This is a genomic window from Streptomyces beihaiensis (assembly GCF_026274175.1).
Lineage (GTDB): Bacteria > Actinomycetota > Actinomycetes > Streptomycetales > Streptomycetaceae > Streptomyces > Streptomyces beihaiensis.
In genome coordinates, this window is the sequence record NZ_JAPHNL010000009.1 from 1 (window position 1) to 23,488 (window position 23,488).

General features: G+C 69.8%; 23 protein-coding genes. 11 read left to right on the forward strand and 12 right to left on the reverse strand.

Annotated features, from left to right (window positions below; translation table 11 throughout):
- Window positions 1-64 precede the first annotated feature (64 nt).
- Together OFY01_RS01775 and OFY01_RS01780 are read right to left on the reverse strand one after the other, a co-directional pair.
- The gene (locus OFY01_RS01775) at window positions 65-517 is read right to left on the reverse strand and encodes a GNAT family N-acetyltransferase (protein WP_266595608.1); all 453 of its coding nucleotides are present in this window, start codon (window positions 515-517) and stop codon (window positions 65-67) included.
- Window positions 518-823: 306 nt separating this feature from the next.
- A complete protein-coding gene (locus tag OFY01_RS01780) occupies window positions 824-1,690 on the reverse strand; it encodes a GNAT family N-acetyltransferase (RefSeq protein WP_266595610.1) in 867 nt (288 codons plus the stop codon).
- A 148-nt stretch (window positions 1,691-1,838) separates the two neighbouring features.
- Between OFY01_RS01780 and OFY01_RS01785 the strand changes: the two genes are divergently transcribed.
- Together OFY01_RS01785 and OFY01_RS01790 are read left to right on the forward strand one after the other, a co-directional pair.
- Window positions 1,839-2,477, forward strand: a complete 639-nt coding sequence (locus OFY01_RS01785; RefSeq protein WP_266595612.1) for an HAD family hydrolase — start codon at window positions 1,839-1,841, stop codon at window positions 2,475-2,477.
- A gap of 333 nt (window positions 2,478-2,810) precedes the next feature.
- Window positions 2,811-4,145, forward strand: coding sequence for a globin domain-containing protein (locus OFY01_RS01790; RefSeq protein ID WP_407700262.1), 1,335 nt, complete (start codon window positions 2,811-2,813; stop codon window positions 4,143-4,145).
- Window positions 4,146-4,199: 54 nt separating this feature from the next.
- On the opposite strand, the gene OFY01_RS01795 is transcribed toward OFY01_RS01790, so the two are convergent.
- From OFY01_RS01795 to OFY01_RS01815, 5 genes are all read right to left on the reverse strand, one after another.
- Window positions 4,200-4,682, reverse strand: a complete 483-nt coding sequence (locus OFY01_RS01795; protein WP_266595616.1) for an NUDIX domain-containing protein — start codon at window positions 4,680-4,682, stop codon at window positions 4,200-4,202.
- A 59-nt stretch (window positions 4,683-4,741) separates the two neighbouring features.
- Entirely contained in the window at window positions 4,742-5,650 is a 909-nt protein-coding gene (locus OFY01_RS01800; protein WP_266595618.1) for a LysR family transcriptional regulator, read from the reverse strand.
- A 229-nt stretch (window positions 5,651-5,879) separates the two neighbouring features.
- Window positions 5,880-7,046 carry a cystathionine gamma-lyase gene (locus OFY01_RS01805; protein WP_266595620.1) on the reverse strand — a complete coding sequence of 389 codons (1,167 nt, stop codon included), beginning with the start codon at window positions 7,044-7,046 and terminating at the stop codon, window positions 5,880-5,882.
- The gene (locus OFY01_RS01810; RefSeq protein WP_266595622.1) at window positions 7,043-7,537 is read right to left on the reverse strand and encodes a low molecular weight protein-tyrosine-phosphatase; all 495 of its coding nucleotides are present in this window, start codon (window positions 7,535-7,537) and stop codon (window positions 7,043-7,045) included. The genes OFY01_RS01805 and OFY01_RS01810 overlap by 4 nt, the downstream gene beginning before the upstream one ends.
- A gap of 19 nt (window positions 7,538-7,556) precedes the next feature.
- Entirely contained in the window at window positions 7,557-7,934 is a 378-nt protein-coding gene (locus tag OFY01_RS01815; protein WP_266595623.1) for a phage holin family protein, read from the reverse strand.
- A gap of 113 nt (window positions 7,935-8,047) precedes the next feature.
- On the opposite strand from OFY01_RS01815, the gene OFY01_RS01820 reads away from it, so the two are divergent.
- The 4 genes from OFY01_RS01820 (at window position 8,048) to OFY01_RS01835 (ending at window position 10,210) form a co-directional block, all read left to right on the forward strand.
- Window positions 8,048-8,365: a cupin domain-containing protein gene (locus OFY01_RS01820; protein ID WP_266595624.1), complete on the forward strand. Its 318-nt coding sequence runs from the start codon at window positions 8,048-8,050 to the stop codon at window positions 8,363-8,365.
- 118 nt (window positions 8,366-8,483) lie between these two features.
- Complete coding sequence (locus OFY01_RS01825) at window positions 8,484-8,696, forward strand: DUF5326 family protein (RefSeq protein ID WP_266595626.1); 213 nt, start codon at window positions 8,484-8,486, stop codon at window positions 8,694-8,696.
- A 170-nt stretch (window positions 8,697-8,866) separates the two neighbouring features.
- Window positions 8,867-9,643 carry an IclR family transcriptional regulator gene (locus tag OFY01_RS01830; protein WP_266595627.1) on the forward strand — a complete coding sequence of 259 codons (777 nt, stop codon included), beginning with the start codon at window positions 8,867-8,869 and terminating at the stop codon, window positions 9,641-9,643.
- Between the two features lie 99 nt (window positions 9,644-9,742).
- Entirely contained in the window at window positions 9,743-10,210 is a 468-nt protein-coding gene (locus OFY01_RS01835; RefSeq protein ID WP_266595628.1) for an SsgA family sporulation/cell division regulator, read from the forward strand.
- 84 nt (window positions 10,211-10,294) lie between these two features.
- Here OFY01_RS01835 and OFY01_RS01840 read toward each other — a convergent pair whose 3' ends face one another.
- The gene (locus tag OFY01_RS01840) at window positions 10,295-11,614 is read right to left on the reverse strand and encodes a YibE/F family protein (RefSeq protein ID WP_266595630.1); all 1,320 of its coding nucleotides are present in this window, start codon (window positions 11,612-11,614) and stop codon (window positions 10,295-10,297) included.
- A gap of 229 nt (window positions 11,615-11,843) precedes the next feature.
- Here OFY01_RS01840 and thiC point away from each other — a divergent pair, with 229 nt between their 5' ends.
- Window positions 11,844-13,628: a phosphomethylpyrimidine synthase ThiC gene (thiC, locus tag OFY01_RS01845; RefSeq protein ID WP_266595632.1), complete on the forward strand. Its 1,785-nt coding sequence runs from the start codon at window positions 11,844-11,846 to the stop codon at window positions 13,626-13,628.
- 79 nt (window positions 13,629-13,707) lie between these two features.
- On the opposite strand, the gene OFY01_RS01850 is transcribed toward thiC, so the two are convergent.
- From OFY01_RS01850 to OFY01_RS01860, 3 genes are all read right to left on the reverse strand, one after another.
- Window positions 13,708-14,532 (reverse strand): hypothetical protein, encoded by an 825-nt coding sequence (locus OFY01_RS01850; protein WP_266595634.1) that lies wholly within the window; start codon window positions 14,530-14,532, stop codon window positions 13,708-13,710.
- 183 nt (window positions 14,533-14,715) lie between these two features.
- Entirely contained in the window at window positions 14,716-15,786 is a 1,071-nt protein-coding gene (locus tag OFY01_RS01855) for a metallophosphoesterase family protein (RefSeq protein ID WP_323135463.1), read from the reverse strand.
- Between the two features lie 227 nt (window positions 15,787-16,013).
- Window positions 16,014-17,126, reverse strand: a complete 1,113-nt coding sequence (locus OFY01_RS01860) for a LacI family DNA-binding transcriptional regulator (RefSeq protein ID WP_266595638.1) — start codon at window positions 17,124-17,126, stop codon at window positions 16,014-16,016.
- Window positions 17,127-17,504: 378 nt separating this feature from the next.
- Here OFY01_RS01860 and hisC point away from each other — a divergent pair, with 378 nt between their 5' ends.
- Window positions 17,505-18,584 carry a histidinol-phosphate transaminase gene (gene hisC / locus OFY01_RS01865; RefSeq protein ID WP_266595640.1) on the forward strand — a complete coding sequence of 360 codons (1,080 nt, stop codon included), beginning with the start codon at window positions 17,505-17,507 and terminating at the stop codon, window positions 18,582-18,584.
- A gap of 110 nt (window positions 18,585-18,694) precedes the next feature.
- Here hisC and OFY01_RS01870 read toward each other — a convergent pair whose 3' ends face one another.
- The gene (locus tag OFY01_RS01870; RefSeq protein ID WP_266595642.1) at window positions 18,695-19,078 is read right to left on the reverse strand and encodes a cyclophilin-like fold protein; all 384 of its coding nucleotides are present in this window, start codon (window positions 19,076-19,078) and stop codon (window positions 18,695-18,697) included.
- A 236-nt stretch (window positions 19,079-19,314) separates the two neighbouring features.
- Between OFY01_RS01870 and OFY01_RS01875 the strand changes: the two genes are divergently transcribed.
- The 3 genes from OFY01_RS01875 to cydD form a co-directional block, all read left to right on the forward strand.
- Complete coding sequence (locus OFY01_RS01875) at window positions 19,315-20,820, forward strand: cytochrome ubiquinol oxidase subunit I (protein WP_266595644.1); 1,506 nt, start codon at window positions 19,315-19,317, stop codon at window positions 20,818-20,820.
- Window positions 20,821-20,840: 20 nt separating this feature from the next.
- Window positions 20,841-21,851 carry a cytochrome d ubiquinol oxidase subunit II gene (gene cydB / locus OFY01_RS01880; RefSeq protein WP_266595646.1) on the forward strand — a complete coding sequence of 337 codons (1,011 nt, stop codon included), beginning with the start codon at window positions 20,841-20,843 and terminating at the stop codon, window positions 21,849-21,851.
- An 89-nt stretch (window positions 21,852-21,940) separates the two neighbouring features.
- Window positions 21,941-23,488: thiol reductant ABC exporter subunit CydD (gene cydD, locus OFY01_RS01885; RefSeq protein WP_266595648.1), on the forward strand; the 1,548-nt coding region annotated here is incomplete at its 3' end.

Sequence of the window (23,488 nt, forward strand, 5' to 3'; positions counted from 1 at the left end):
GCGGTGTTTCACGTGAAACACCGCCACACACGACGTGAGAACACCCGTCGGCCGTCGTTCGCCGTCACAGCTTGAGCTTGAACCCCACATGGGACGCCTCGAACCCGAGCCGTTCGTAGAAGCGGTGGGCGTCGGTACGGGTGGCGTCGGAGGTGAGCTGCACCAGTCGGCAGCCCTGACGGCGGGCCTCGTCGATCGCCCACTCGAGGAGCTGTGTGCCCAGACCGCTGCCGCGCTCTTCGGCGTGGACGCGTACCGCTTCGATGAGCGCCCGGGTGGTTCCCTTGTGGGAGAGCCCCGGAATCACGGTGAGTTGGAGGGTGCCGACGACCCGGCCGTCACGCTCGGCGACGACGACGTGCTGCTGGGGATCGGCGGCGAGGCGTGCGTGGGCGGCGAGGTACGGAGTGAGATCGTCCGGGGACTCACGCTGGGCGCCCAGCGGGTCGTCAGCCAGCATCGCCACGATCGCCGGAATGTCGTCCGCCGTGGCGGGCCTTATTTCAAGATCTCCCATGAGCGCAGCTTATGCGGGCGCATACAGCGTTTCGACGGTATGGACGAGTGGGTCCGACGCGGGGTTTCGCGGCGGCGTCGACTGCTTCGGGCAAGGCCCTGTCGTTGGCCGGGCTCCGGTACGGTCGCGGGCAACCTGGTCGGTGGCGACCTCCGTGGGCCACGGCGGCACCGCGCTGAGCCGGCTCCGCGCGCGCCGGGCAGCACACAGGGGAGCCCGTCCACCTCTGACGCGCGCTTGCAGAGGGGGCGGGCGAACCGCCCGGCCCCCTCACGTGGAGACGGCTCCGACAGACGTGTCGGGCTCTCAGCCGGCGGCCACGGTGAGCGGTGCGAATCGGCGGGTCCAGTCGCCGGGCAGGTCGGCGGCGCCGTGGTTCATGACGGCGTTCGAGGCCACCCTCTGGAGGCCGCGCGCCTTGAGCCACGTCAGCAGCTCGCTGTGACGTACGTCGATGTCGGTCCGCAGTGGCCGGTCCGTGGCCGCCGCGAGGGAGGCGACCAGAGCCTTCGCGGTCTCGGTGTCGCGGGCGATCAGCGGCCCGACCACGTGGGTGTCCTCATTGGGCCACGCGGCCGCGAAACCGATCGGCCGGCCGTTCTCCTCGGCCACCCGGAGCTGATCGGCGAAGGCGGGAAGGCGCGCGATGATGTGCGTACGGTCGGGCCCGAACACCTCCGCGTCCAGACGCAACAAGGCCGCGATGTCCTCGGCGGCGGCCGGGCGCGTGACGACGGCGGACGGGACGTGGTCAGGGAGGAACCGGCCGCTCACCATCTCCGCCCGGCCGGTGACCTTGAAGCCGAGCTCCTCGTAGAGAGGCTGCCCGTATGGCGTCGCGTGCAGCGTCAGCGGTGTGGTCCCCGCCTGTTCGACGACATGGCGCATCAGCCGCCTGCCGACTCCCCTGCGGGCATGCCGTTCGGCGACCAGAACCATGCCGATCGCGCTGAGTTCGGGGCGTTCGCCGGTCCCGTACGTGGTGACCGTGCAGGCCGCGACGAGCCCGCCGTCGGGGTCGTCGATGCCGTAGCCCGTTCCCGCGGTGAGGAGCAGCGTCCACTTGTGTTCCTCGCGGGGCCAGCCCCGGTTCTCGGAGAGATCCGCACAGACGGAGACGTCGCGCGGGGTCAGTCGTCGGATGGGCAGGTCGGAGAGGGGAGGTGTCGACACGAAGGTCAGGCTGTCGGACAGGAGACAGCGGCGTCCACCGGTTTGCGGACGACGGACCACTGCTTTCGGCCACGCCACGGAAGATGCCCGCCCAGAGCGGACGTTTCACGTGAAACCCGCCGTCGGGCAGCCCGTAGCCTCGGCGGACATGAGGAGAGCGAGACTGCACATCTTCGACCTGGACGGGACGCTCCTGCACGGCACGACGGCGCCCGTGCAGATCTCGCGGCAGCTGGGCCTGGAAACCGAGACGGTCGCGCTGGACGCCGAGATCGGGGCCCAGCGCATCGGCCCGCCGGAGTACGCCCGCCGGATCCACGCCCTGTGGGCGCGGCTGACGGACGACCACGTCACCGCCGCGTTCGAAGGGGCACCGTGGCTGGAGGGCATCCGGGAGACGTGGGCCGAGATCCGCGAGCGCGGTGAGTTCTGCGCGGTCGTCTCCCTGTCGCCGTCGTTCTTCGTGGAGCGGCTCACCGCCTGGGGCGCGCATGCCGCGTACGGGTCGCGCTTTCCGGACGTGCCGTTCACCGAGCCGGTCGACCCGGGAGGCGTGCTGAGCGCCGCGGCCAAGGTGACGATCGCGGACCGGCTCTGTGCGGAGTACGGCCTTGGCCGGTCGGATTGCATTGCCTACGGCGACTCGTTGTCGGACGTGGACCTTTTCCGCGCTGTTCGCGTATCGGTCGCCGTCAATGCGGACCGGCATGTCTCGGGCATCGCCACGCACGCGTATACGGGAGGTGATCTCCGAGAGGCGTACCAATTGGTGTGCGGAGACCGGTGATTCGGGAATTTGCGGAGCCCGGGGACCCCGCTTAACCGCTGGTTAAGGCGGCAGGGGCTTGTGCCCCGGGCAGCTGCCGGTAGGGTCGACCACGGTTCGTCGCCCGGACGTGAGTCGGCAGGGAAACCCTCCCCGCGAGAGATTGCGGACAATGTCACATTCGCGCCCTACTCGTCCGTAGCGGCCTGGAACGCAAGGTTCAATGTGGCCGCATTGGACGCTGAAGCAAGTCGAGGCAATCGGGGGAAAGTGCACTGCTTCAACCGCGGAAGAACGCGGGGAGTTCGTGCGTGTACGCAGACCGACCGAAAGATGTTCGAGGCGAGGCACAGCATGGACGCTCCGACCACTGCGTCGACCGCATCCGGTCCGGACGGCGAAGGCGGCTGGTTCACGCCGCACAATCCCCCCAGCCCGTCCACGCCGCCCGCGCCCGTCTCCGGCGATCACGACGAGGGCCGAATACCCCAGCCGCGCGCCAGTGACGAGGCCGCGGCCCCGATCGCGGGCCCAGGCGCCGAGCCCCGCCCGGCGCCTGCACCACGCAAGGACGCATCGCCCGACGCCGTCCTGGTGCGCCGGACGATGGAAGAGGTCGGGCCCGTCGCGGACAAGGTCACCTCGTACTTCTACGCGCTGCTCTTCGTCCGCCACCCCGACCTGCGACCACTCTTCCCCGCCGCGATGGACACCCAGCGCGACCGACTGCTCAGGGCGCTGCTGACCGCCGCCGAGCACATCGACGACAAGGACGTCCTGGTCGCGTATCTGAAGAACCTCGGACGCGGGCATCGCAAGTACGGCACCCGGGCCGAGCACTACCCGGCCGTCGGGGAGTGCCTCATCGCGTCCCTCGCCCGCTACGCGACGACCACGTGGAACGAAGAGGCGGAGACCGCCTGGGTGCGCGCGTACACGACGATCTCCCAGGTGATGATCGACGCGGCGGCCGCGGACGAACTGACGTCCCCCGCCTGGTGGCTCGGCGAGATCGTCGCGCACGAGCGGCGCACCTCTGACATCGCTGTCGTCACCGTCAGGCCCGACCAGCCCTATCCCTTCCTGGCCGGGCAGTACACGACCTTGGAGACGCCGTGGTGGCCGCGAGTGTGGCGGCACTACTCCTTCGCCTCCACGCCGCGCTCCGACGGACTGCTGGCGTTCCACGTGAAGGCCGTTCCGGCGGGCTGGGTCTCGGGCGCCCTCGTGCACCGCGCCCGCCCCGGCGACGTGCTGCGGCTCGGGCCCCCGGCGGGCTCCATGACCGTGGACCACAGCACGGACAGCGGGCTGCTCTGCCTGGGCGGTGGCACCGGCATCGCGCCGATCAAGGCGCTCGTCGAAGATGTCGCCGAACATGGCAGGCGGCGCGCCGTCGAGGTGTTCTACGGCGCTCGTACCGGCGACGACCTGTACGACATCGACACGCTGCTGCGGCTCCAGCAGAACCACCCGTGGCTCGCGGTCCGCCCGGTCGTCGACCAGCAGGCCCACCTCCAGCTCCCCGACGCGGTCCGCGAGTACGGGCCCTGGAACGAGTACGACGCCTACCTCTCGGGCCCGCCCGGCATGATCCGCAGCGGCGTCGACGCGCTGCGTGGCATCGGCATCCCGGCCAGCCGCATCCGCCACGACGCGGTGGAGGACCTGGTCGCGGCAGCGGGCTGAGCCCACGCCGGACAGCAGCCGCCCTCGGCGCCCGCGGCTCCAGGAGAAGCGGGCTCAGCCGAGATCGGGCGCATGCATCGCCCGTACGCCCTCGATGTTTCCGTCCAGGTAGTGGCGCAGGGAGAGCGGTACCAGGTGGACCGAGGCGATGCCGACACGGGTGAACGGCACGCGCACGATCTCGTACTCGCCGCACGGCTCCTCGACCTCAGGGCCGTGGCGCTGGCCGGCGTCCATCGACTCGAGTCGGCAGACGAAGAAGTGCTGGACCTTCACGCCGGTCGCACCGCCGTCCTCGCCGATGTGCTCGACGGTGTCCACGAAACAGGGCACCACATCGACGATCTTGGCGCCCAGCTCCTCGTGCACCTCGCGATGGAGCGCGTCCACGACGGTCGCGTCCTCCTCCTCGACGCCACCACCAGGAGTCACCCAGTACGGATCGACACCGGGTTTGGTCCGCTTGATCAGGATCAGATCATCGCCGTCGAGCAGTACGGCGCGCGCGGTGCGTTTGACCACAGGTCGGACGGTCATGGGAGAAATGTGGCCCGGCTGGTTCCACGTGAAACATCGTGCGTCGCTTCGTATCGCACTCACGACCAGTCGACGGCGGCGCGCAGCAGCCACTCGTGGGCCCGCGCGATGTGCGGCAGGGCGAGTGTGCCGGTGCGCACGGCCAGGAAGTAGGTGCGCAGCGGCGGCACGGGCGGGTCGAGCAGGGCCACCAGTTCGCCGCGTTCCAGGGCGGCGGCGCACAGATAGCGCGGCAGCACGGTGACGCCCGCCTCCGCGATCACGCAGGCCAGCACCGCGCGTAGATCGGGTACGACGACCGTGGCGGAGACCGCGGGCCGGGAGTCGAAGACCTCGGCCCAGTAGCGGGCGACGAGCGGCAGCGACTCGTGCACGGCGACCACGGGGAACTTCTCCAGCGAGGGCGTCGCGTCGCGGTGCAGCGTGCCCGGGCAGATCCGGGCGGCCCAGCGCGGGGCGGCGACCAGCACATGCTCCTCGTCGCAGAGCGGGGTCGCCGTGAGCAGCTCGCCGCGTGGGCGGACGGTCGCGATGGCCAGGTCGTGATGGCCGGCGGCAAGCCCGTCCAGCGTCTCCTCGGCCGTGCCGAACGAGGTGCGCAGCGCGATGCTCTGCCCGTCGTCGCGGGTGAGCGCGGTCAGCGCGGGCAGCGCCCGCTCGGCGGTGAACTCGGGTGGTCCCGCCAGATGCAGGGTGCGTACGAACGCCTCCTCGGCGGGGCCGCCGCTCTCGGCGATCTCCACCAGGGCGTCGAGGTGCGGAGCCGCCTTGCGGGCCAGCTCGTCGCCGATGGTGGTGGGGGTGACGCCGCGCGCCTGGCGGACGAACAGGGGCCTGCCGAGCTGGTGTTCCAGTGTGCGGATCTGGGAGGTCACCGCGGGCTGCGAGAGCCCGAGCAGGGCGGCGGCCCGGGTGAACGACCCGGCGCGGTGCACCGTCACGAAGGTGCGCAGCAGGGCGAGATCCATGGTGCTGCCTTTCCTTCCACAGCCCCCGACCGGCCCCACTATAAATATGTCGATAGGTTCCTGTCGCTAGCGTGATTGGACACTGACACAGGGTCAACTAGCCTTGTTCGCGCGGTTCTTCGCGCGCAGAACCGGAAGGGCGGTCCGAGCCACGAGGGGGGAGGCTCGGACCGCCCGTCACACCCGCCCGTCACACCCGCCCGCCGTATCCGGCCGTGACGGCAGGCGCCTACGTGGACGCGGACGGCCTGGCCGCGGTGTCCAGGGCGTGCAGCACGTCCGTGATGAGATCCTCAGGGTCCTCGGCCCCGGCCGAGAAGCGGATGAAGCCGTCCGCGACCGGGTCGCCGCCCCAGCGGGCGCGCCGCTCGGCGGTGGAGCGTACGCCGCCGAAGCTCGTGGCGTCGTCGACCAGGGTCAGGGCGGCGAGAAAACGCTCGGCGTGTTCGCGCGAGGGGAGTTCGAAGGAGACGACGCAACCGAAGCGCCGCATCTGCCGTGCCGCGACGGCGTGCGCCGGATCGTCGGGAAGCCCCGGATAACGCACCCCGCTCACCTCGGGCCGCGCGAGCAGGGCACCCGCCAGCGCCAGCGCGTTGGCGTCCTGCCGGTCGGCGCGCAACTGAAGCGTGGCCAGGGAACGGTGGGCGAGCCAGGTCTCCATCGGGCCGGGGATCGCCCCGACGATCTTGCGCCAGCGACGGACCGACGCGGCCCGTCCGGCGTCGGCGCAGGTGACGTACCCGAGCAGCAGATCTCCGTGGCCGGTCAGCTGCTTGGTCGCACTGGCGACCGAGAAGTCCGCACCGAGCTCCAGCGGGCGTTGCCCGAGCGGCGTCGCGAGGGTGTTGTCGACGGCGACGAGCGCCCCGCGCGCGTGCGCCGCATCGGCGAGCCGCCGGATGTCGCACACGTCGAGGCCGGGGTTGGAGGGCGTTTCCAGCCACAGCAGCCGGGCCCCCTCCAGGACGTCGAGCTGGGCGTCGCCTCCGGTCGGCGCGGTGCGCACCTCGACGCCGTACTCCGTGAGCCGGTCGCGCACGAGCGGCAGCGCCTGGTAGCCGTCGGACGGCAGGACGACCGCGTCACCGGCGCGCAGCTGGGAGAAGAGGACCGCGGAGACCGCCGCCATGCCGGAGGCGAAGACCAGCGCCTCCACCGGACGGCCGTCGATCCCCCCAGGCGCCTCCAACTCCGCTACCGCGCGCTCCAGATGGGTCCAGGTCGGGTTCTCGTCACGCCCGTACGCGTACGGTCCCGACACGTCCCCGGCCAGATGGAAGTGGGCGGCGAAGACCGGACCGGGCAGCGTCGGCTCGTTCTTCACCGCGGGTGGCAGCCCGGCCCGCACCGCTCGCGTGCCGTCACCGTGCCGCCCCGGCGTCGCGCCCGTCATGCGGCGTGTCCGTCCAGCGCGGTCCGAACGGCGTCGAGCAGCCCGTCGCTCGCCGCCTCCACCATCTCCAGGCACGTGTCGAAGCTGCCCGTGCCGCCGTAGTACGGGTCGGGGACGTCCAGGTCGTCCGGGGCGGCCGCGGGGTCGTAGGAGCGCAACAGGCGGACTTTCGCGGCGTCCTGGGGCGTCGGCGCCATGCGCCGCAGGGCGTGCAGGTGTCCGGAGTCGAGGGCGACGACCAGGTCGAGCCGGGCGAACCAGTCGGCGTGGAACTGACGGGCCGTGTGGTCGTACGTGTAACCCGCCTCCTTGAGGACGCGCACGGTGCGCGGGTCGGCGGCGTCGCCCTCGTGCCAGCCACCCGTGCCGGCGCTGTCGACCTCCACGCACGCGGTGAGCGAAGCCTCCTCCACGCGCGCGTGGAAGACATGTTCTGCCATGGGCGAGCGGCAGATGTTGCCGGTGCAGACGAAACAGACGCGGAAGGTCATCGGCGGTGCCAGTCCTCGCTCAGTCCTCGTCGGGCAGGACGACGTGCAGCGCCCAGGACACGACCGAGACGATCAGGCCACCCAGGACGGCCGTCCAGAAGCCGTCGACATGGAAGCTCAGGTTGAGCTTGTCGGCGAGCCACGAGGTCAGGAGCAGCATCAGGGCGTTCACGACGAGCGTGATCAGGCCCAGGGTCAGGATGAAGAGCGGGAAGGTCAGCACCTTCACGATCGGCTTCACGACGAAGTTGACCAGGCCGAAGACGAGCGCCACCAGCAGCAGCGTGCCGACCTTCTTGCCGGTGCTGTCGCCGGTCAGAGTGATCTTGTCGAGCACCCAGACCGCGACGGCCAGCGCCCCCGCGTTCGCGATCGTCTTGACTACGAAATTCTTCATGTGTCTGATCGTGGCAGACAATGCCCGGGACAGGGCATGGCCGGCAGATCACAGGATGACGACGCCTGAGCCGCCGACGGGGAACGACAGGGACGACAAGGACGACAAGGGCGATGAAGGCATTCCGGCTGGACGATCTGGAGGCGGAACGCGTCGCCAACGACGGCGCGTATCTGCAGTTCCTGCGTGAGCGGAACATGTCGGTCGGGCTGTACGCGCTCGACGCGGGTGAGCACGACCCGCAGCAGCCGCATCTGCAGGACGAGGTCTACTTCGTGGTCAGCGGCCGCGCCTCGATCACCGTCGGCACCGAGACCACGCAGGTCGCACGCGGCAGTGTCGTGTACGTCCCGGCCCATGTTCCGCACAAGTTCCACCACATCAGCGAGGACCTGCGCGTCCTGGTGGTGTTCTCTCCGCCCGAGAGCTGAGCCGGGGCCCTGAGGCTCCCTAAGGGGCGGGTCAGGGGAGGACAAGGGGTCGCGGGGCCCCGCGCGGGCCTTCGGCGTGACAGCATCGAAGCCAGGAAATCGAGGAAAGGACAAGGCAGTGCGGGAGATATTCGCGGGCATGCCGTGGTGGGTGAAGTGGGTCGCGGTGCCGGTCATCGCCCTGGTGGTGTTCGGCGGGCTGATCGCCAGCGTCGTCGGCTTCGTGATCGGGCTGCTCTTCAAGGTGCTGGTCTTCGCCGCCCTGGTCGGCGGTCTCATCTTCGTCGTACGCAAGTTCATGGCGGGCTCGTCGGGCGGCAGCGACTGGTGACCGGCGGCCCGGGGCGTCGTTGCGGAACGAGACGGTTCGCACGACCGAGGGAAGTTTCCGTTCCGGGGCCGCGCCGACCGGTGGCCAAGGGTTAAAGTCCGGAATCCGACGGCCTCACCCTCCCCCGTGGGCCCCGTACGCGGGGGAGCCACGTGTACCGGGAGTGAACCTTGGCCACGGCGGACACCGCACCCGCAGCCCCGCAGACGCTCATCGGCTCGGTCCAGCGCGCCATGCGGCTGCTGGAGGCGGTCGCCGCGCACGAGGACGGGGCCCCGGCCAAGCAGCTCGCCAGGGAAGCCGGGCTGGCCCTCCCCACCGCCTACCACCTGCTGCGCACGCTCGCCCATGAGGGGTATCTGCGCAAGGAGAAGGGCGTCTTCGTCTTCGGCGACGCGACCGAGCGGCTGAGCAGCAGCGGAGCACAGCAGAAACGTCGCAGCATGATCACCGACGCGCTTGAGCACTGGCGCGACACCATGGGTGTCCCCGTCTACTTCGCCGTCTACCGCGAGGGCGAGATCGAGGTCGTGGCCGTCGCCGACACCCCCGCCAACCCGGCCGTCGAGGAGTGGGCGGACTTCCGCGAGACCGGCCACGCGCACGCCATCGGCCAGTGTCTGCTCTCCCAGCTCGACGAGGAGGCCCGCCGCGACCACCTCGACCGCTATCCGGCCCGCTCGATCACCCCGTACTCGGTCCGGGACGACCGCACCCTGCTGCGCAGACTCGGCGCCGTGCAGCGCATGCAGCCGGTCTGCGAGAACCAGGAGTACGCGCTCGGCACCGCCTGCGCCGCGTTTCCCCTCACCATCGGCACCACCGCCGCGACACTGGCCATCTCGCTGCCGACCCACCAGTGCGAGAAGCTGCTGCCGACCGCACGTCAGTTGCAGCAGGAGATCGGAAGGCTCGTAGGGACACTCGCCTTCTCTATCAGCATCTGAAAACTCACTCCTTGTGATCCTGTGTGTACGGTGAGCAAGATGACGGCAGTGTCAGGAAGAGTATTCCTGGCCATTCGAAGGCCATTGACGGGGTAGGCGATGCGCGAGTCGGTACAGGCAGTCCAGGCAGAGCTCATGATGAGCTTCCTCGTCTCCGAGGAGCTCTCTTTCCGCATTCCGGTCGAGCTGAGATACGAGGCCGCAGACCCCTACGCGGTGCGGCTGACGTTCCACCTTCCCGGAGACGCGCCCGTGACCTGGGCGTTCGGACGGGAACTCCTCGTCGACGGGATCAACGGCGCCGCGGGTGACGGCGACGTACGGGTCTCCCCCGTGCGCGGCGCGACGGGCGGGGCCACGGGCGAGCTTCCGGGGGAGGTCCACATCCGCCTCCAGGTCGGCAGCGACCAGGCGCTGTTCCGGGCCGGAGTCGCTCCGCTCATCGCGTTCCTCGACCGCACGGACAAGCTCGTGCCGCTCGGCCAGGAACAGGCGCTCGCGGACTTCGAGGCGGAGCTCGACGAGGCGCTCGACCGGATCCTCGCCGAGGAGCAGAGCGCGGGCTGACGCCTCCGCCCAGGCGCGACGAACGGACGGCGCGACGACAGACGTAACGCTTCAGCAGCGCGGTGCACCCGAGCGTTCCGCGCCTCAGCGCTTACGTCTCCGTCCCCTGCCCCGCCGCACCGGTGCGGGCCGCGCGGACCCTTGGGGCCCCGGGCGGTCCGCGGAGACCACCAGTGCGGCCAGGGCGGTGGTGACCGGAACCGAGGCGACCAGACCGATCGAACCGACCAGCGTCCGGACGATCTCCTCGGCCACCAGCTCACTGTTGGCCACGTCGACCACGCTGCTCCGCGCGATCGAGAAGAGCAGCAGCAGGGGCAGCGCCGCGCCCGCGTACGCCAGGACCAGGGTGTTGACGACCGACGCGATGTGGTCGCGGCCGATGCGGATCGCCGACCGGTACAGGCCGCGCCAGCCCATCGTCGGGTTGGCCTCGTGCAGCTCCCAGACGGCCGACGTCTGAGTGACGGTCACATCGTCGAGCACACCGAGCGAGCCGATGATGACGCCCGCCAGCAGCAGGCCGCTCATGTCGATACCCGGGTAGAGGCCGTGGATGAGACCGGTGTTCTCGTCGGCGTTTCCGGTCAGCGCGGACCATCCGATGAACACCGAGCCCAGCAGCCCGGTGAGCAGCAGCGACACGAGAGTGCCGAGGACGGCGACCGAGGTGCGCGCCGACAGGCCGTGGGAGATGTAGAGGGCGATCAGCATCATGGCGCTCGCCCCCACCACGGCCACGATCAGCGGGTTCGAGCCCTGCAGTGTCGCCGGGAGGACGAAGAACGTCAGCACCAGGAAGCTGACCGCGAGCGCGACCAGCGCCAGCACGCCGCGCATCCGCCCGACCGCCACCACGACCAGGGCGAAGATCCCGGCGAGCAGGGTGATCGGGAACTTGCGGTTCACGTCGCTCACCGAGTACTGCAGGTTTTCCGGGGCGTCGGGCGCGTAGGAGACGATCACCCGCTGGCCCTGGTGCAGTTGGCGCGGCGAGTCGGGTTGGACCACTTCCGTGAACCTACGGCCCTTGTCCTTGCCGCTGTCGACGCGGACCGTCGCGTCGGCGCAGGTGGTGCCCGACGTGCCCGTGCAGTCGGCCTTGTCGACCCGGACCACTGTGGCCTGCTGCGTCTGACGGTCGAAGCCGACGCCGGAGCGCTGGTGCGGCGGGGTGCCATCGGGCCACAGGGCGACGAGACCGACGGCGACCGCGACGGAGAACGGGACGAGGATCGCCGCGATCACCTTGCGCAGGTGCCGGGAGACCGGCGCGGCCGGGCTGTGGGAGTGGGAGTGGCCGTGCGCGTGGCCGTGTGCGCCGTTCGGGAGGCCGCCCGGGTCGCCGTGGGCGTGGTCACCGGGCGGAGGCGGAGCGTGGGGGTGCTGCTCGGTGCTGGTCACGGGCCGATCATGGCAAGAACGTCGGGGGCCCTCTGTTCAACGCGTCGGTGATGACGCTAGCGTGGAGGGACCTTTGCAATCGCGGGAGCTCGGAGCACCGGGCTGAGAGGGCGCTGACCTTCGTCCCGCGGTGTTTCACGTGAAACAGCGTGGAACATCGTGGAGCGAGTAATGCTGCGTCGACCGCCGAACCTGTTACCGGGTAATGCCGGCGTAGGGAGTAGGTCTCATGACCACATCGGACGCACGTACGCCTGCCTCCAGCACGACCACGGAGGCCGGACAGTCCATCGGCTGGCACAAGGGGTATGTCGAGGGCTCCCGCCCCGACATCAACGTGCCGGTCCGCCAAGTGCACCTGACCAACGGGCAGGCCGTCACCCTGTACGACACCTCCGGCCCGTACACCGATCCGAATGTCGACACCGATGTCCGCAGGGGCCTGGCGCCGCTGCGGGAGAACTGGATCATCGCCCGCGGCGACACCGAGGAGTACGCGGGCCGCCCCGCCCGCCCCGAGGACGACGGCATCAAGCACACGTCGCCGCGCGGTGGCCTGCGCAACCTCGACGCGGTCTTCCCGGGCCGCCCGCGCCAGCCGCGCCGCGGCAGGAACGGCGAGGCCGTCACACAGCTCGCGTATGCCCGCCGGGGGGAGATCACCCCGGAGATGGAGTACGTGGCCATCCGGGAGAACGTCGCTCCCGAGGTCGTCCGCGACGAGATCGCGGCGGGCCGCGCGGTGCTGCCCGCCAACGTCAACCACCCGGAGATCGAGCCGATGATCATCGGTAAGCGGTTCCTGGTGAAGGTCAACGCCAACATCGGCAACTCCGCGGTGACCAGCTCCATCGAGGAGGAGGTGGAGAAGATGACGTGGGCGACCCGCTGGGGCGCCGACACCGTCATGGACCTCTCCACCGGCCGTAACATCCACACCACGCGCGAGTGGGTGCTGCGCAACTCCCCCGTCCCGATCGGCACCGTGCCGCTCTACCAGGCGCTCGAAAAGGTCGACGGCCAGGCCGAGGAACTGACCTGGGAGATCTACAAGGACACGGTCATCGAGCAGGCCGAGCAGGGCGTGGACTACATGACGGTCCACGCGGGCGTCCGCCTCCCGTACGTGCCGCTGACCGCCAACCGCAAGACGGGGATCGTCTCGCGCGGCGGCTCGATCATGGCCGCGTGGTGCCTGGCGCACCACAAGGAGAGCTTCCTCTACGAGCACTTCGAGGAGCTCTGCGAGATCCTCGCGGCGTACGACGTCACGTACTCGCTCGGCGACGGCCTGCGCCCCGGCTCCATCGCGGACGCCAACGACGAGGCCCAGTTCGCGGAGTTGCGCACGCTCGGCGAGCTGAACACCATCGCCAAGCGCCACAACGTGCAGACCATGATCGAGGGCCCGGGGCACGTCCCGATGCACAAGATCAAGGAGAACATCGACCTTCAGCAGGAGATCTGCGAGGAGGCGCCGTTCTACACGCTCGGCCCGCTGACCACCGACATCGCCCCGGCGTACGACCACATCACCTCCGGGATCGGCGCCGCGATGATCGCCTGGTGGGGCACGGCGATGCTCTGCTATGTCACGCCCAAGGAGCACCTGGGCCTGCCGAACAAGGACGACGTCAAGACCGGCGTCATCACGTACAAGATCGCGGCGCACGCGGCGGACCTCGCCAAGGGCCACCCGGACGCGCAGAAGTGGGACGACGCGCTGTCGGACGCCCGCTTCGAGTTCCGGTGGGAGGACCAGTTCAACCTGGCCCTCGACCCGGACACGGCGCGGGAGTTCCACGACGAGACGCTGCCCGCGGAGCCGGCGAAGACCGCGCATTTCTGCTCGATGTGCGGTCCGAAGTTCTGCTCGATGAAGATCTCGCAGGACATCCGACGTGAGCACGGTACGGCCCTGTTGGAAAAGTCCGAGATCGAGGCGGGCATGGAGCAGAAGTCCAAGGAGTTCGCCGCCGCGGGCAACCGCGTGTATCTGCCGATCGCCGACTGAACGGGGCGCCCGCCGGACCGTTGGGCCGGGTTCGCGGACCGGCGGGTCCGCTCCGCGAACCCGGCCGGTCACCGGCCCGTCAGTCCGGCTGGTGTTCCGGACCGCCGAAGTCCGGGCTGGTGAAGTCCGGGCTCGAGTAGCTCGGGCGCCGGCCCGTGGCGGTGCCGCCCCCCTCAGGGCTGCTGAACCCGGGGCGGTGGTAGCCGAGCTGGGGCATGCGGCCGTCGCCGCCGGTGGCGGCCGGGCCGCCGAGCGGGGCCGCGTCCGGGGCGGGTGCGGCCTGGGCGTCCCGCAGGAACGGCAGGATGCCGTGGTCCGAGAGCGCGTCCGTCCACTCCCGCCGGGCCCGGGCCACCGTCTCGTCGCTGTCTTTGGGCCCGCCCGCGCGCAGCGACGTCGAGCCGTTGCGCAGCGCCGTGAGGAGCAGGCAGACACCGGCGACGAGGATGCCCGCCGCGGCGAGCGCGGCGAAGACCCAGCCGGCCGTCAGCAGCGTGCCGGCGAAGTCCGGTGGGGGCTCCAGCATCTTCAGGACGAATCCGACCACCAGGAAGATCACCGCGGCCGTCCCGGCGAGCACCGGGAAGAGCACGACGGCGACGGCGGCGACGCCGGGCCCCGTGCGCTCCGGATCCTCGCCCACGGCGGTGGTGAGCCGGACGGGCCGCGGGGCGGAGCGCGTGGCCTCGCGGGTGTCGATGTAGCGCTGGTACTCGACGGCGGCCGCCGTGTTGATCAGGGCGGCCGCGTCGAGGGCCATGGTGCGTAGCTGTTCCGGGTTGAGCCGTCGGTCCGCCGCGGCGAATTCAGGACTGTTCTGTACGGTGTGCAGCGCCTCGTCGAGGACCCGCTCGAACTCGGGACGGTCCTCGTTCAGCAGCTGCGGAGCGCTGTTCATGTGCATCCCCCGATGCTCCGTAGGGCGTAGTGGCCCGCGTGGTCACGAGCCGTTGGGCAGAAACGGAGGGGAGCCTGCTACGGATAAGCCGATGGTAGAGCTGCCACGGCACGCGGTGACAGGGGGTTTCCGGAAATTGGCCCGCGGACCTGCCGGATCCTCCGTGATCGGCGTCTGCCCGATGGGCCCTCAGATATCCATCGGCAGCTGTTGGACCAGCAGCTTTCCGGCCATGGTCACTCCGCCGTCCATGGCGATGGCCAGTCCGCCCGCGTAGACGTGCGGCCCCTCGACGACGGGGCGGCTGTCCTCGCCGTCGGCGTCCTCGGTGCCGACCTGACCCAGGAGGTACGGGATGGGGCTGTGGCCGTGGACGATGCGGGAGCCGCCGTAGGTGTCCAGGAGCTCGCGCACGGCGCCGGGCCCGGTCTCCTCGTCGCGGAAGGCGAACCGCTTGGTGAACTTGCGGAACAGGTCCCAGCACTCGTCCGCGTCGTTGCGCGTGAGGGTCTCGCGGATCGTGTCGTTGACAGCCTCGATGGAGTCGCCGTAGTCGAGGTAGGCAGTGGTGTCGGAGTGGGTGAGCAGGTGGTCGTCCTCGATCTCGATGGCGTCGAGCCGGGACATCCACTGCAGATGCACGTCCTGGAGGCGGTCCATGTCGGACTTCTGGCCGCCGTTGAGCAGCCAGGCGGCCTGGAAGGTGGCGGTGCCCGCGCCGGAGTTGACGGGGGTGTCACCGAACCGCTTGGCGCCGAGCAGCAGCAGTTCGTGGTTGCCCATGAGCGCCTTGCAGTAGCCGCCCGCCGCCGCCGCCTCGGCGGACAGCCGCATCACCAGGTCGATGACGCCGATCCCGTCGGGCCCGCGGTCGGTGAAGTCGCCGAGGAACCACAGGCGTGCGTTGCCCGCCGACCAGTTGCCCTCGGCGTCGAGCAGGCCCTTCTCCTGGAGTGCGGTCACCAGTTCGTCCAGATAGCCGTGGACGTCGCCGACGACGTAGAGCGGGCCGGGCCCGTCGGAGGGGGCGTCCGGCGCGGCCGGGGCCGCCTGCGGGGCCTCCACCTGCGCGGTTTCCCCCAGGTCGACGACGGGCAGGTCGCGTTCGGTCGGTGTGTAGCCGTCGGGGTACGGCTCGGTGTCGGGGGCCGGGTCGGTGGGCAGTACGTTCGCCGGTACGTCATGGACGTACGCGGGAACGCGGAAGTCGCGCAGCGTCTCCGTGCGCGCTGCGGGTCCCTGACCGGCCCCCTGAGTCATCGACCCCTCCACCATTGCGCCGCCTGTGCACAGGATCGGACTGCCTGGTCGCAGCGGCCCGCCGTGCCGTGCGCCCATCATAGGAATGCTGCTCGGGCTCTGTGATGCACCAGGGGTGCTGAATCGGTGACGGGCGGCTGTTCACCGCACTTTTCTCCCGAGTTTCTCCCGAATTGGTGCGCACGTGACACGGACTTCCGGGAGCGGTGCCCGGGCGGCCGTGTCCCTCAGTCGTCCTCCGGGGAGCGGGGCGGGCTGACCGTGGTGCGGTGTCTGCGGCGCTGCGAGGAGGTCCGCACGATGAGTTCGGTCGGTATCACCTGCTCGACCGGCTGGTCCGAGTCGAGCCCCTCGATGGCGTCGATGAGCAGCTGTACGACGGCGGTGCCGATCCGTCGCGGCTTGAGCGAGAGCGTGGTGACCGGCGGCTCGGTGTTGGCGTACACGGTCGACTCGCTGCAGCACACGAGCAGCAGGTCGTCGGGGACGCGCAGCCCGTAGCGGCGGGCCGCGGCGAGCAGGTCGGTGCCGTTGGGGTCGAAGAGGCCGTAGACGGCGTCCGGACGGTCGGGCCGGGCGAGCAGCCGGTCGGCGGCGACGGCCCCGGCACACGGGTCGTGCGCGGGGTAGGACTCGTAGACGGGCTCCTGCCCGATCCGCTCGCACCAGCGCAGGTACGCGGAGGTCGACAGGTGGGTGTACGTGTCGGTGGTGTTGCCGGTCAGCAGGCCGATGCGGCGCGCACCGGCCTCGGCGAGGTGGTCGAGGATGCCGAGGACGGCGGCCTCGTGGTCGTTGTCGACCCAGGCGGTCACGGGGAGGGTGCCCGCGGGGCGACCGTCGGAGACGACGGGCAGGCCCTGCCGGACGAGTTCGCTGACGACGGGGTCGTGGTCGGACGGGTCGATGACGACGGTGCCGTCGAGGGCGACGTTGGACCACACGTCGTGGCGTGAGGTGGCGGGCAGGATGACGAGGGCGTAGCCGCGGTCGAGCGCGGCGGAGGTGGCGGCTCTGGCCATCTCCGCGAAGTACGCGAATTCGGTGAAGGTGAAAGGTTCATCCCCGTACGTGGTCACGGTCAGGCCGATGAGCCCCGACTTGCCCGTGCGGAGCGTGCGGGCGGCGGCGGAGGGGCGATAACCGAGCCGGTCGGCGACCTCGCGCACGTGCCGCCGGGTGGCGTCCGGGAGTCTGCCCTTGCCGTTGAGCGCGTCGGAGACGGTCGTGATCGAGACCCCGGCGGCCGCTGCGACGTCTCTGATGCCGGCTCGGCCCTGTCGGGTGCCCCTGCGGGTCGTCTCCGCCCGGCTCACCTGGTGCTTCCCTGCTGCTGTCATGGCGAGCCGATAGTAGGGCTCATGGGGCCGCATGGCGGGAGCGCATATGCAGGCGTTGACAGGCACGTTTCTGCATGGCGAAAGACTATCAATGACCTTGGAATGCAAGGGAGTTGGATGTCAGGGCAGTGATGCCTCACTTGTCGATTCGTATGGGCCTGGCAAGTGCGCGATGTTGCGACTCGGTCTCAACTCACCTTCACGGGTGATGCGCGCCAGGGCGCGAGCCACCGGCGCGCGCTCTGACACAGAGCGCCCCCCTCGCGCACGCCGGAGGAAGGGTGCGTCCCGAACCATTGGGCCAGGAGCCGAATCCTCTTAAGGTGAGCAGTATTCAAACGGTGCCCTGACGGCGTCGCCCTGACGAGGAGGACTGCGGTGAGCGAGACCAACCCCAAGCTGCGCGCCGAGCTGGCGGGGATCCCCACCTACAAGCCGGGCAAGCCCGCCGCCGCCGGGGGCCCGGTGGCGTACAAACTCTCCTCCAACGAGAACCCGTATCCGCCGCTGCCCGGGGTGATGGAGCGCGCGGTCGCCGCCGCCGGTTCCTTCAACCGCTACCCCGACATGGCCTGCACCGGCCTGATGAACGAGCTGTCGGACCGGTTCGGGGTGCCCGTGACGCACCTGGCCACCGGCACGGGTTCGGTCGGCGTCGCGCAGCAGCTGCTGCAGGCGACCAGCGGTCCGGGCGACGAGGTGATCTACGCGTGGCGGTCCTTCGAGGCGTACCCGATCATCACGCAGATCAGCGGCGCGCGCTCGGTGCGGGTCCCGCTCACGGACGGGGAGGTGCACGACCTGGACGCGATGGCGGACGCCATCACCGACCGCACGCGTCTCGTCTTCGTCTGCAACCCCAACAACCCCACGGGCACCGTCGTCCGCCGCGCCGAGCTGGAACGGTTCCTCGACCGGGTGCCCTCGGACGTCCTGGTCGTGCTCGACGAGGCGTACCGGGAGTTCATCCGCGACCCCGAGGTGCCCGACGGCATCGAGCTCTACCGCGACCGGCCGAACGTGGCGGTGCTGCGGACGTTCTCGAAGGCGTACGGGCTCGCGGGGCTCAGGGTCGGCTTCGCCGTGGCGCACGAGCCGGTGGCGGCGGCGCTGCGCAAGACGGCCGTGCCGTTCGGTGTGAGCCAGCTCGCGCAGGAGGCGGCCGTGGCGTCGCTGCGCGCCGAGGACGAACTGCTCGGCCGGGTCGGCTCGTTGGTGTGTGAGCGCACCCGGGTCGTCGAGGCGCTGCGCGCGCAGGGCTGGACCGTCCCCGAGACGCAGGCCAACTTCGTGTGGCTGCGCCTGGGGGAGCGGACGACGGAGTTCGCGGCCGCGTGCGAGAAGGCGGGGGTCGTCGTGCGGCCGTTCGCCAGGGAGGGGATGCGGGCCACGATCGGTGAGACCGAGGCCAATGACATCTTCCTCCAGGCTGCGTCGGAGTTCCGTAAGGAGCTGTGAGTCCCCAGGAGCTCTGAGCCTTCAGGAGCTCTGGGCCTTCAGGAAGTGAGAGTCCTCAGGAGCTGTGAGTCCTCAGGAGCTCTGAGCCCCGCCCTCGGTCAGGGCGGGGCTCAGGCGAGCTCGACGCGGATCGGGTCGCCGCCGCGCACGGTGGCGAGCGTCCTCGGGTCCCCGTCGAGCGCGCCGAGCAGATTGCACGGGGAGGCGAGACGGCACTCGTCGCCCCGGGAGATCGGGGTGGGGCCGTAGGGGAGGGCGAGCGCGTCGCCGTCCGTCCAGAAGGCCACTGTGCCGGGCTCCACGACCTGCTGGGCGCCGTCCTCGCGCGGGACGCTGATGCCCGTGTCGAAGTAGACCTCCTCGCCCCACGTGTTCGCCGTGGCGGAGAGCGGGAGGGCCTTGACGAGGGCCTGTGCGGTCGGGGTGTCCTCGACCGTCGCCGTGATGTGCCCGGCGGGCCAGGAGATGCGGATACGGGTCTGTGTCTGCTCCATGCGGCGCATTCAACAATATGTTGAAGCTCTCGGGAACCCCTCCCGGGCCCGTTCCCGCCCCTCCCTTCCTCGGTTCCCCGCAGTAAGGGGACCCCCCTGCGCACCCCGACAACCAGTACGACATAATGCTTGTGAATGTGAACGCGTTCACAAGCGTGTCCCGGTTCCTCCGGGGATCAGTGGGATTAAAGGGGCAAACTGCCGCTATGACCACGGCGATGTAAGGAGAAGCCGCAGTGAACCTGGCTCTGGCGCCAGAGACTCTGGCGCGATGGCAGTTCGGAATCACGACCGTCTACCACTTCCTCTTCGTTCCCCTGACGATCTCGCTCGCGGCGCTGACCGCCGGGCTGCAGACCGCCTGGGTGCGGACGGAGAGGGAGAAGTACCTCAGGGCCACCAAGTTCTGGGGCAAGCTCTTCCTGATCAATATCGCGATGGGTGTCGTCACCGGGATCGTGCAGGAGTTCCAGTTCGGCATGAACTGGTCGGACTACTCCCGCTTCGTCGGCGACATCTTCGGTGCGCCGCTGGCGTTCGAGGCGCTCATCGCCTTCTTCTTCGAGTCCACCTTCATCGGACTGTGGATCTTCGGCTGGGACAAGCTCCCGAAGAAGATCCACCTCGCCTGTATCTGGATGGTGTCGATCGGCACCATCCTCTCCGCGTACTTCATCCTGGCGGCCAACTCCTGGATGCAGCATCCGGTCGGCTACAAGTACAACAAGGCGACCGGACGGGCCGAGCTCACCGACTTCTGGCACGTGCTGACCCAGAACACCGCACTCACCCAGGTCTTCCACACCCTGACCGCGTCCTTCCTCACCGGCGGCGCGTTCATGGTCGGCATCGCGGCCTTCCATCTGGCGCGCAAGAAGCACGTCGCGTCGATGAAGGCATCGCTCAGGCTCGGCCTGGTCACCGTCGTCATCGCCGGTCTGCTCACCGCGATCAGCGGCGACCAGCTCGGTAAGGTGATGTTCAAGCAGCAGCCCATGAAGATGGCCGCCGCCGAGGCGCTGTGGGACGGCCAGAACTCCGCGCCGTTCTCGGTCTTCGCCTATGGCGACGTGAGCAAGGGCCACAACACCGTGGAGCTGTCGATCCCCGGGATACTGTCCTTCCTCGCCGACAACGACTTCAACTCCTACGTCCCCGGTATCAACGACACCAACAAGGCCGAGCAGCAGAAGTTCGGCCCCGGTGACTACCGGCCGATCATCCCCGTCACCTTCTGGGCGTTCCGCTGGATGATCGGCTTCGGCATGTCGTCCTTCGTCATCGGCCTGGCCGGACTCTGGCTCACCCGCAAGAAGTTCATGCTGCCCCAGCACCTGAGGGTGGACGAGGACGAGGTGCCGAACCTGGTCCTCTTCAGGAACAAGGCGCTCAGCCCGAAGTTCACCAAGGTCTACTGGATCGTCGCCCTGTGGACGCTCGCCTTCCCGCTGATCGCCAACTCCTGGGGCTGGATCTTCACCGAGATGGGCCGTCAGCCGTGGGTGGTCTACGGCGTGCTCCAGACCCGGCATGCCGTCTCCCCCGGGGTCTCCCAGGGCGAGGTCCTCACCTCGATGATCGTCTTCACCCTGCTGTACGCGACGCTGGCCGTCGTCGAGGTCAAGCTGCTCGTGAAGTACGTCAAGGCCGGGCCGCCCGAGCTCACCGAGGACGACCTCAACCCGCCCACCAAGATCGGCGGAGACCGTGACGCCGACAAGCCGATGGCCTTCTCGTACTGAGGCCGAGGGAGAGCTTCGTCATGGAACTTCACGACGTCTGGTTCGTACTCATCGCGATCCTGTGGATCGGCTACTTCTTCCTGGAGGGCTTCGACTTCGGGGTCGGCATCCTCACCAAGCTGCTTGCCCGTGACCGCACCGAGCGGCGTGTCCTGATCAACACCATCGGTCCGGTCTGGGACGGCAACGAGGTCTGGCTGCTGACCGCAGGCGGAGCCACGTTCGCGGCCTTCCCCGAGTGGTATGCGACCCTCTTCTCGGGCTTCTACCTGCCCCTTCTGATCATTCTCGTCTGCCTCATCGTGCGCGGAGTCGCCTTCGAGTACCGGGCGAAGAGGCCCGAGCAGAAGTGGCAGAACAACTGGGAACAGGCGATCTTCTGGACGTCGGTCGTCCCGGCGCTGCTGTGGGGTGTGGCCTTCGGCAACATCGTGCGTGGTGTGAAGATCGACAAGAACTTCGAGTACGTCGGCAACTTCTGGGATCTGCTCAACCCGTACGCCCTCCTCGGCGGCCTGGTCACCCTCTCGCTGTTCACCTTCCACGGCGCGGTCTTCACGGCGCTCAAGACGGACGGCGACATCCGGGTGCGAGCGCGCAAGGCGGCACTCGGGCTCGGCCTGGTCACCGCGGCGCTCGCGCTCGCGTTCCTGATCTGGACGCAGGCCGACAAGGGCGACGGCTGGTCGCTCGCCGCGATGCTGGTGGCCGCGGTCGCCCTCGTCGGGGCGATCGGGGCCATCAAGATCGGGCGTGAGGGGTGGTCGTTCGCGCTGTCCGGCGTGACGATCGCGGCGGCCGTCGCGATGCTCTTCCTGACGCTGTTCCCCGACGTCATGCCTTCCTCGCTCAACAGCGACTGGAGCCTCACGGTCTCCAACGCCTCGTCGAGCCACTACACCCTGAAGATCATGACCTGGTGCGCGGTGGTCGCCACGCCGATCGTGCTGCTCTACCAGTCCTGGACCTACTGGGTGTTCCGCAAGCGGATCGGCACACAGCACATCGCTCCCGATGCGGCCGTGGACTGAGCCGTGCGACCTCTCCTGAGGCCCGATGTGCCTGTCCCGATGTGCCTGTCCTGATGATGTGCCTCTCCTGACGTGAGGGTGTGTTTCACGTGAAACCGATCGACCGGCGTCTGCTCCGGCACGCCCGAGCCACCCGCCTCTTCCTGATCGCGGTGGTCGTCCTCGGTGTCGCCGGGGCGGGCCTGGTCATCGCTCAGGCGATGCTCATCGCCGAGGTGGTGGTGGGCGCGTTCCAGCACGGGTTCGGCATCACCCGGCTGCGCACGCCGCTGCTGCTGTTGGTGGCGGTCGCGGCCGGACGCGGGCTGGTGGGCTGGCTGACCGAGCTGGCCGCGCACCGGGCGAGCGCGGCGGTCAAGTCCGAGCTGCGCGGCCGGCTTCTGGAGCGGGCCGCCGGGCTTGGACCGGGGTGGCTGAGCACGCAGCGGACCGGTTCCCTCGTGGCGCTGGCGACCCGCGGGGTGGACGCCCTGGACGCGTACTTCTCGCGCTATCTGCCGCAGCTGGGGCTCGCGGTGGTGGTTCCGGTGGCGGTGCTCGCCCGCGTCGTCACCGAGGACTGGGTGTCGGCGGCGATCATCGTCGGCACGCTGCCCCTCATCCCGGTCTTCATGATCCTCATCGGCTGGGCCACGCAGTCCCGGACGGACCGTCAGTGGCGTCTGCTCTCGCGCCTGTCGGGGCACTTCCTCGACGTGGTGGCGGGCCTGCCGACCCTGAAGGTGTTCGGGCGGGCCAAGGCGCAGGCCGAGTCCATCCGCAAGATCACCGGCGAGTACCGCAGGGCGACCATGCGGACCCTGCGGATCGCCTTCCTGTCGTCGTTCGCGCTCGAACTGCTGGCAACCCTGTCGGTCGCGCTCGTCGCCGTCGCCATCGGCATGCGGCTCGTCCACGGCGAGATGGACCTCTACGTGGGCCTGGTCATCCTGGTCCTCGCCCCGGAGGCGTATCTGCCGCTGCGCCAGGTGGGCACGCAGTACCACGCGGCGGCCGAGGGGCTCGCGGCGGCGGAGGAGATCTTCGCCGTCCTGGAGACGCCGCTGCCGCGCTCCGGTGCGGGCGCGGTGCCCGAGCGCGGCGGCATCGGCTTCGAGCGGGTCTCGGTCCGTTACGAGGGCCGTTCCGAGGACGCCGTCCATGACGTGACCTTCGATGTCGCGGACGGCGAGACGGTGGCTCTGGTCGGGCCGAGCGGCGTAGGCAAGTCGACGCTCGTCGCGGCGCTGCTGGGATTCGTGCGCCCGCACGGCGGACGGATCGTGGTCGGCGGCGGCACGGACCTCGCGGACGTGTCCCCGGAGCAGTGGCACGCGCGCGTGGCGTGGGTGCCGCAGCGCCCGCAGCTGTACGCGGGGTCGGTCGCGGACAACGTACGGCTCGCCCGGCCGGGCGCCGACGACACGGCGGTACGGGCCGCACTGCGCGAGGCTGGGGCGCTCGACTTCGTCGACGCGCTGCCCCACGGCGCCGAGACGCGCCTGGGCGAGGACGGCGCCGGGCTCTCGGCCGGGCAGCGGCAGCGGCTCGCGCTGGCCCGCGCGTTCCTCGCCGACCGGCCCGTGGTGCTGCTCGACGAACCGACGGCCGCGCTCGACGGCGAGACCGAGGCGGGCATCGTCGAGGCGGTCCGCAGG

What these genes read in the sequence shown, in the direction of transcription:
- OFY01_RS01820 (WP_266595624.1), top strand. Translation starts at nt 8,048, where the DNA reads ATGAAGGCATTCCGGCTGGACGATCTGGAGGCGGAACGCGTCGCCAAC.
- OFY01_RS01835 (WP_266595628.1), top strand. Translation starts at nt 9,743, where the DNA reads ATGCGCGAGTCGGTACAGGCAGTCCAGGCAGAGCTCATGATGAGCTTC.
- OFY01_RS01860 (WP_266595638.1), bottom strand. Translation starts at nt 17,126, where the DNA reads ATGACAGCAGCAGGGAAGCACCAGGTGAGCCGGGCGGAGACGACCCGC.
- OFY01_RS01785 (WP_266595612.1), top strand. Translation starts at nt 1,839, where the DNA reads ATGAGGAGAGCGAGACTGCACATCTTCGACCTGGACGGGACGCTCCTG.
- OFY01_RS01775 (WP_266595608.1), bottom strand. Translation starts at nt 517, where the DNA reads ATGGGAGATCTTGAAATAAGGCCCGCCACGGCGGACGACATTCCGGCG.
- OFY01_RS01805 (WP_266595620.1), bottom strand. Translation starts at nt 7,046, where the DNA reads ATGACGGGCGCGACGCCGGGGCGGCACGGTGACGGCACGCGAGCGGTG.
- cydB (WP_266595646.1), top strand. Translation starts at nt 20,841, where the DNA reads ATGGAACTTCACGACGTCTGGTTCGTACTCATCGCGATCCTGTGGATC.
- OFY01_RS01810 (WP_266595622.1), bottom strand. Translation starts at nt 7,537, where the DNA reads ATGACCTTCCGCGTCTGTTTCGTCTGCACCGGCAACATCTGCCGCTCG.
- thiC (WP_266595632.1), top strand. Translation starts at nt 11,844, where the DNA reads ATGACCACATCGGACGCACGTACGCCTGCCTCCAGCACGACCACGGAG.
- OFY01_RS01800 (WP_266595618.1), bottom strand. Translation starts at nt 5,650, where the DNA reads ATGGATCTCGCCCTGCTGCGCACCTTCGTGACGGTGCACCGCGCCGGG.
- OFY01_RS01815 (WP_266595623.1), bottom strand. Translation starts at nt 7,934, where the DNA reads ATGAAGAATTTCGTAGTCAAGACGATCGCGAACGCGGGGGCGCTGGCC.
- OFY01_RS01855 (WP_323135463.1), bottom strand. Translation starts at nt 15,786, where the DNA reads ATGACTCAGGGGGCCGGTCAGGGACCCGCAGCGCGCACGGAGACGCTG.
- OFY01_RS01795 (WP_266595616.1), bottom strand. Translation starts at nt 4,682, where the DNA reads ATGACCGTCCGACCTGTGGTCAAACGCACCGCGCGCGCCGTACTGCTC.
- OFY01_RS01850 (WP_266595634.1), bottom strand. Translation starts at nt 14,532, where the DNA reads ATGCACATGAACAGCGCTCCGCAGCTGCTGAACGAGGACCGTCCCGAG.
- OFY01_RS01870 (WP_266595642.1), bottom strand. Translation starts at nt 19,078, where the DNA reads ATGGAGCAGACACAGACCCGTATCCGCATCTCCTGGCCCGCCGGGCAC.
- OFY01_RS01790 (WP_407700262.1), top strand. Translation starts at nt 2,811, where the DNA reads ATGGACGCTCCGACCACTGCGTCGACCGCATCCGGTCCGGACGGCGAA.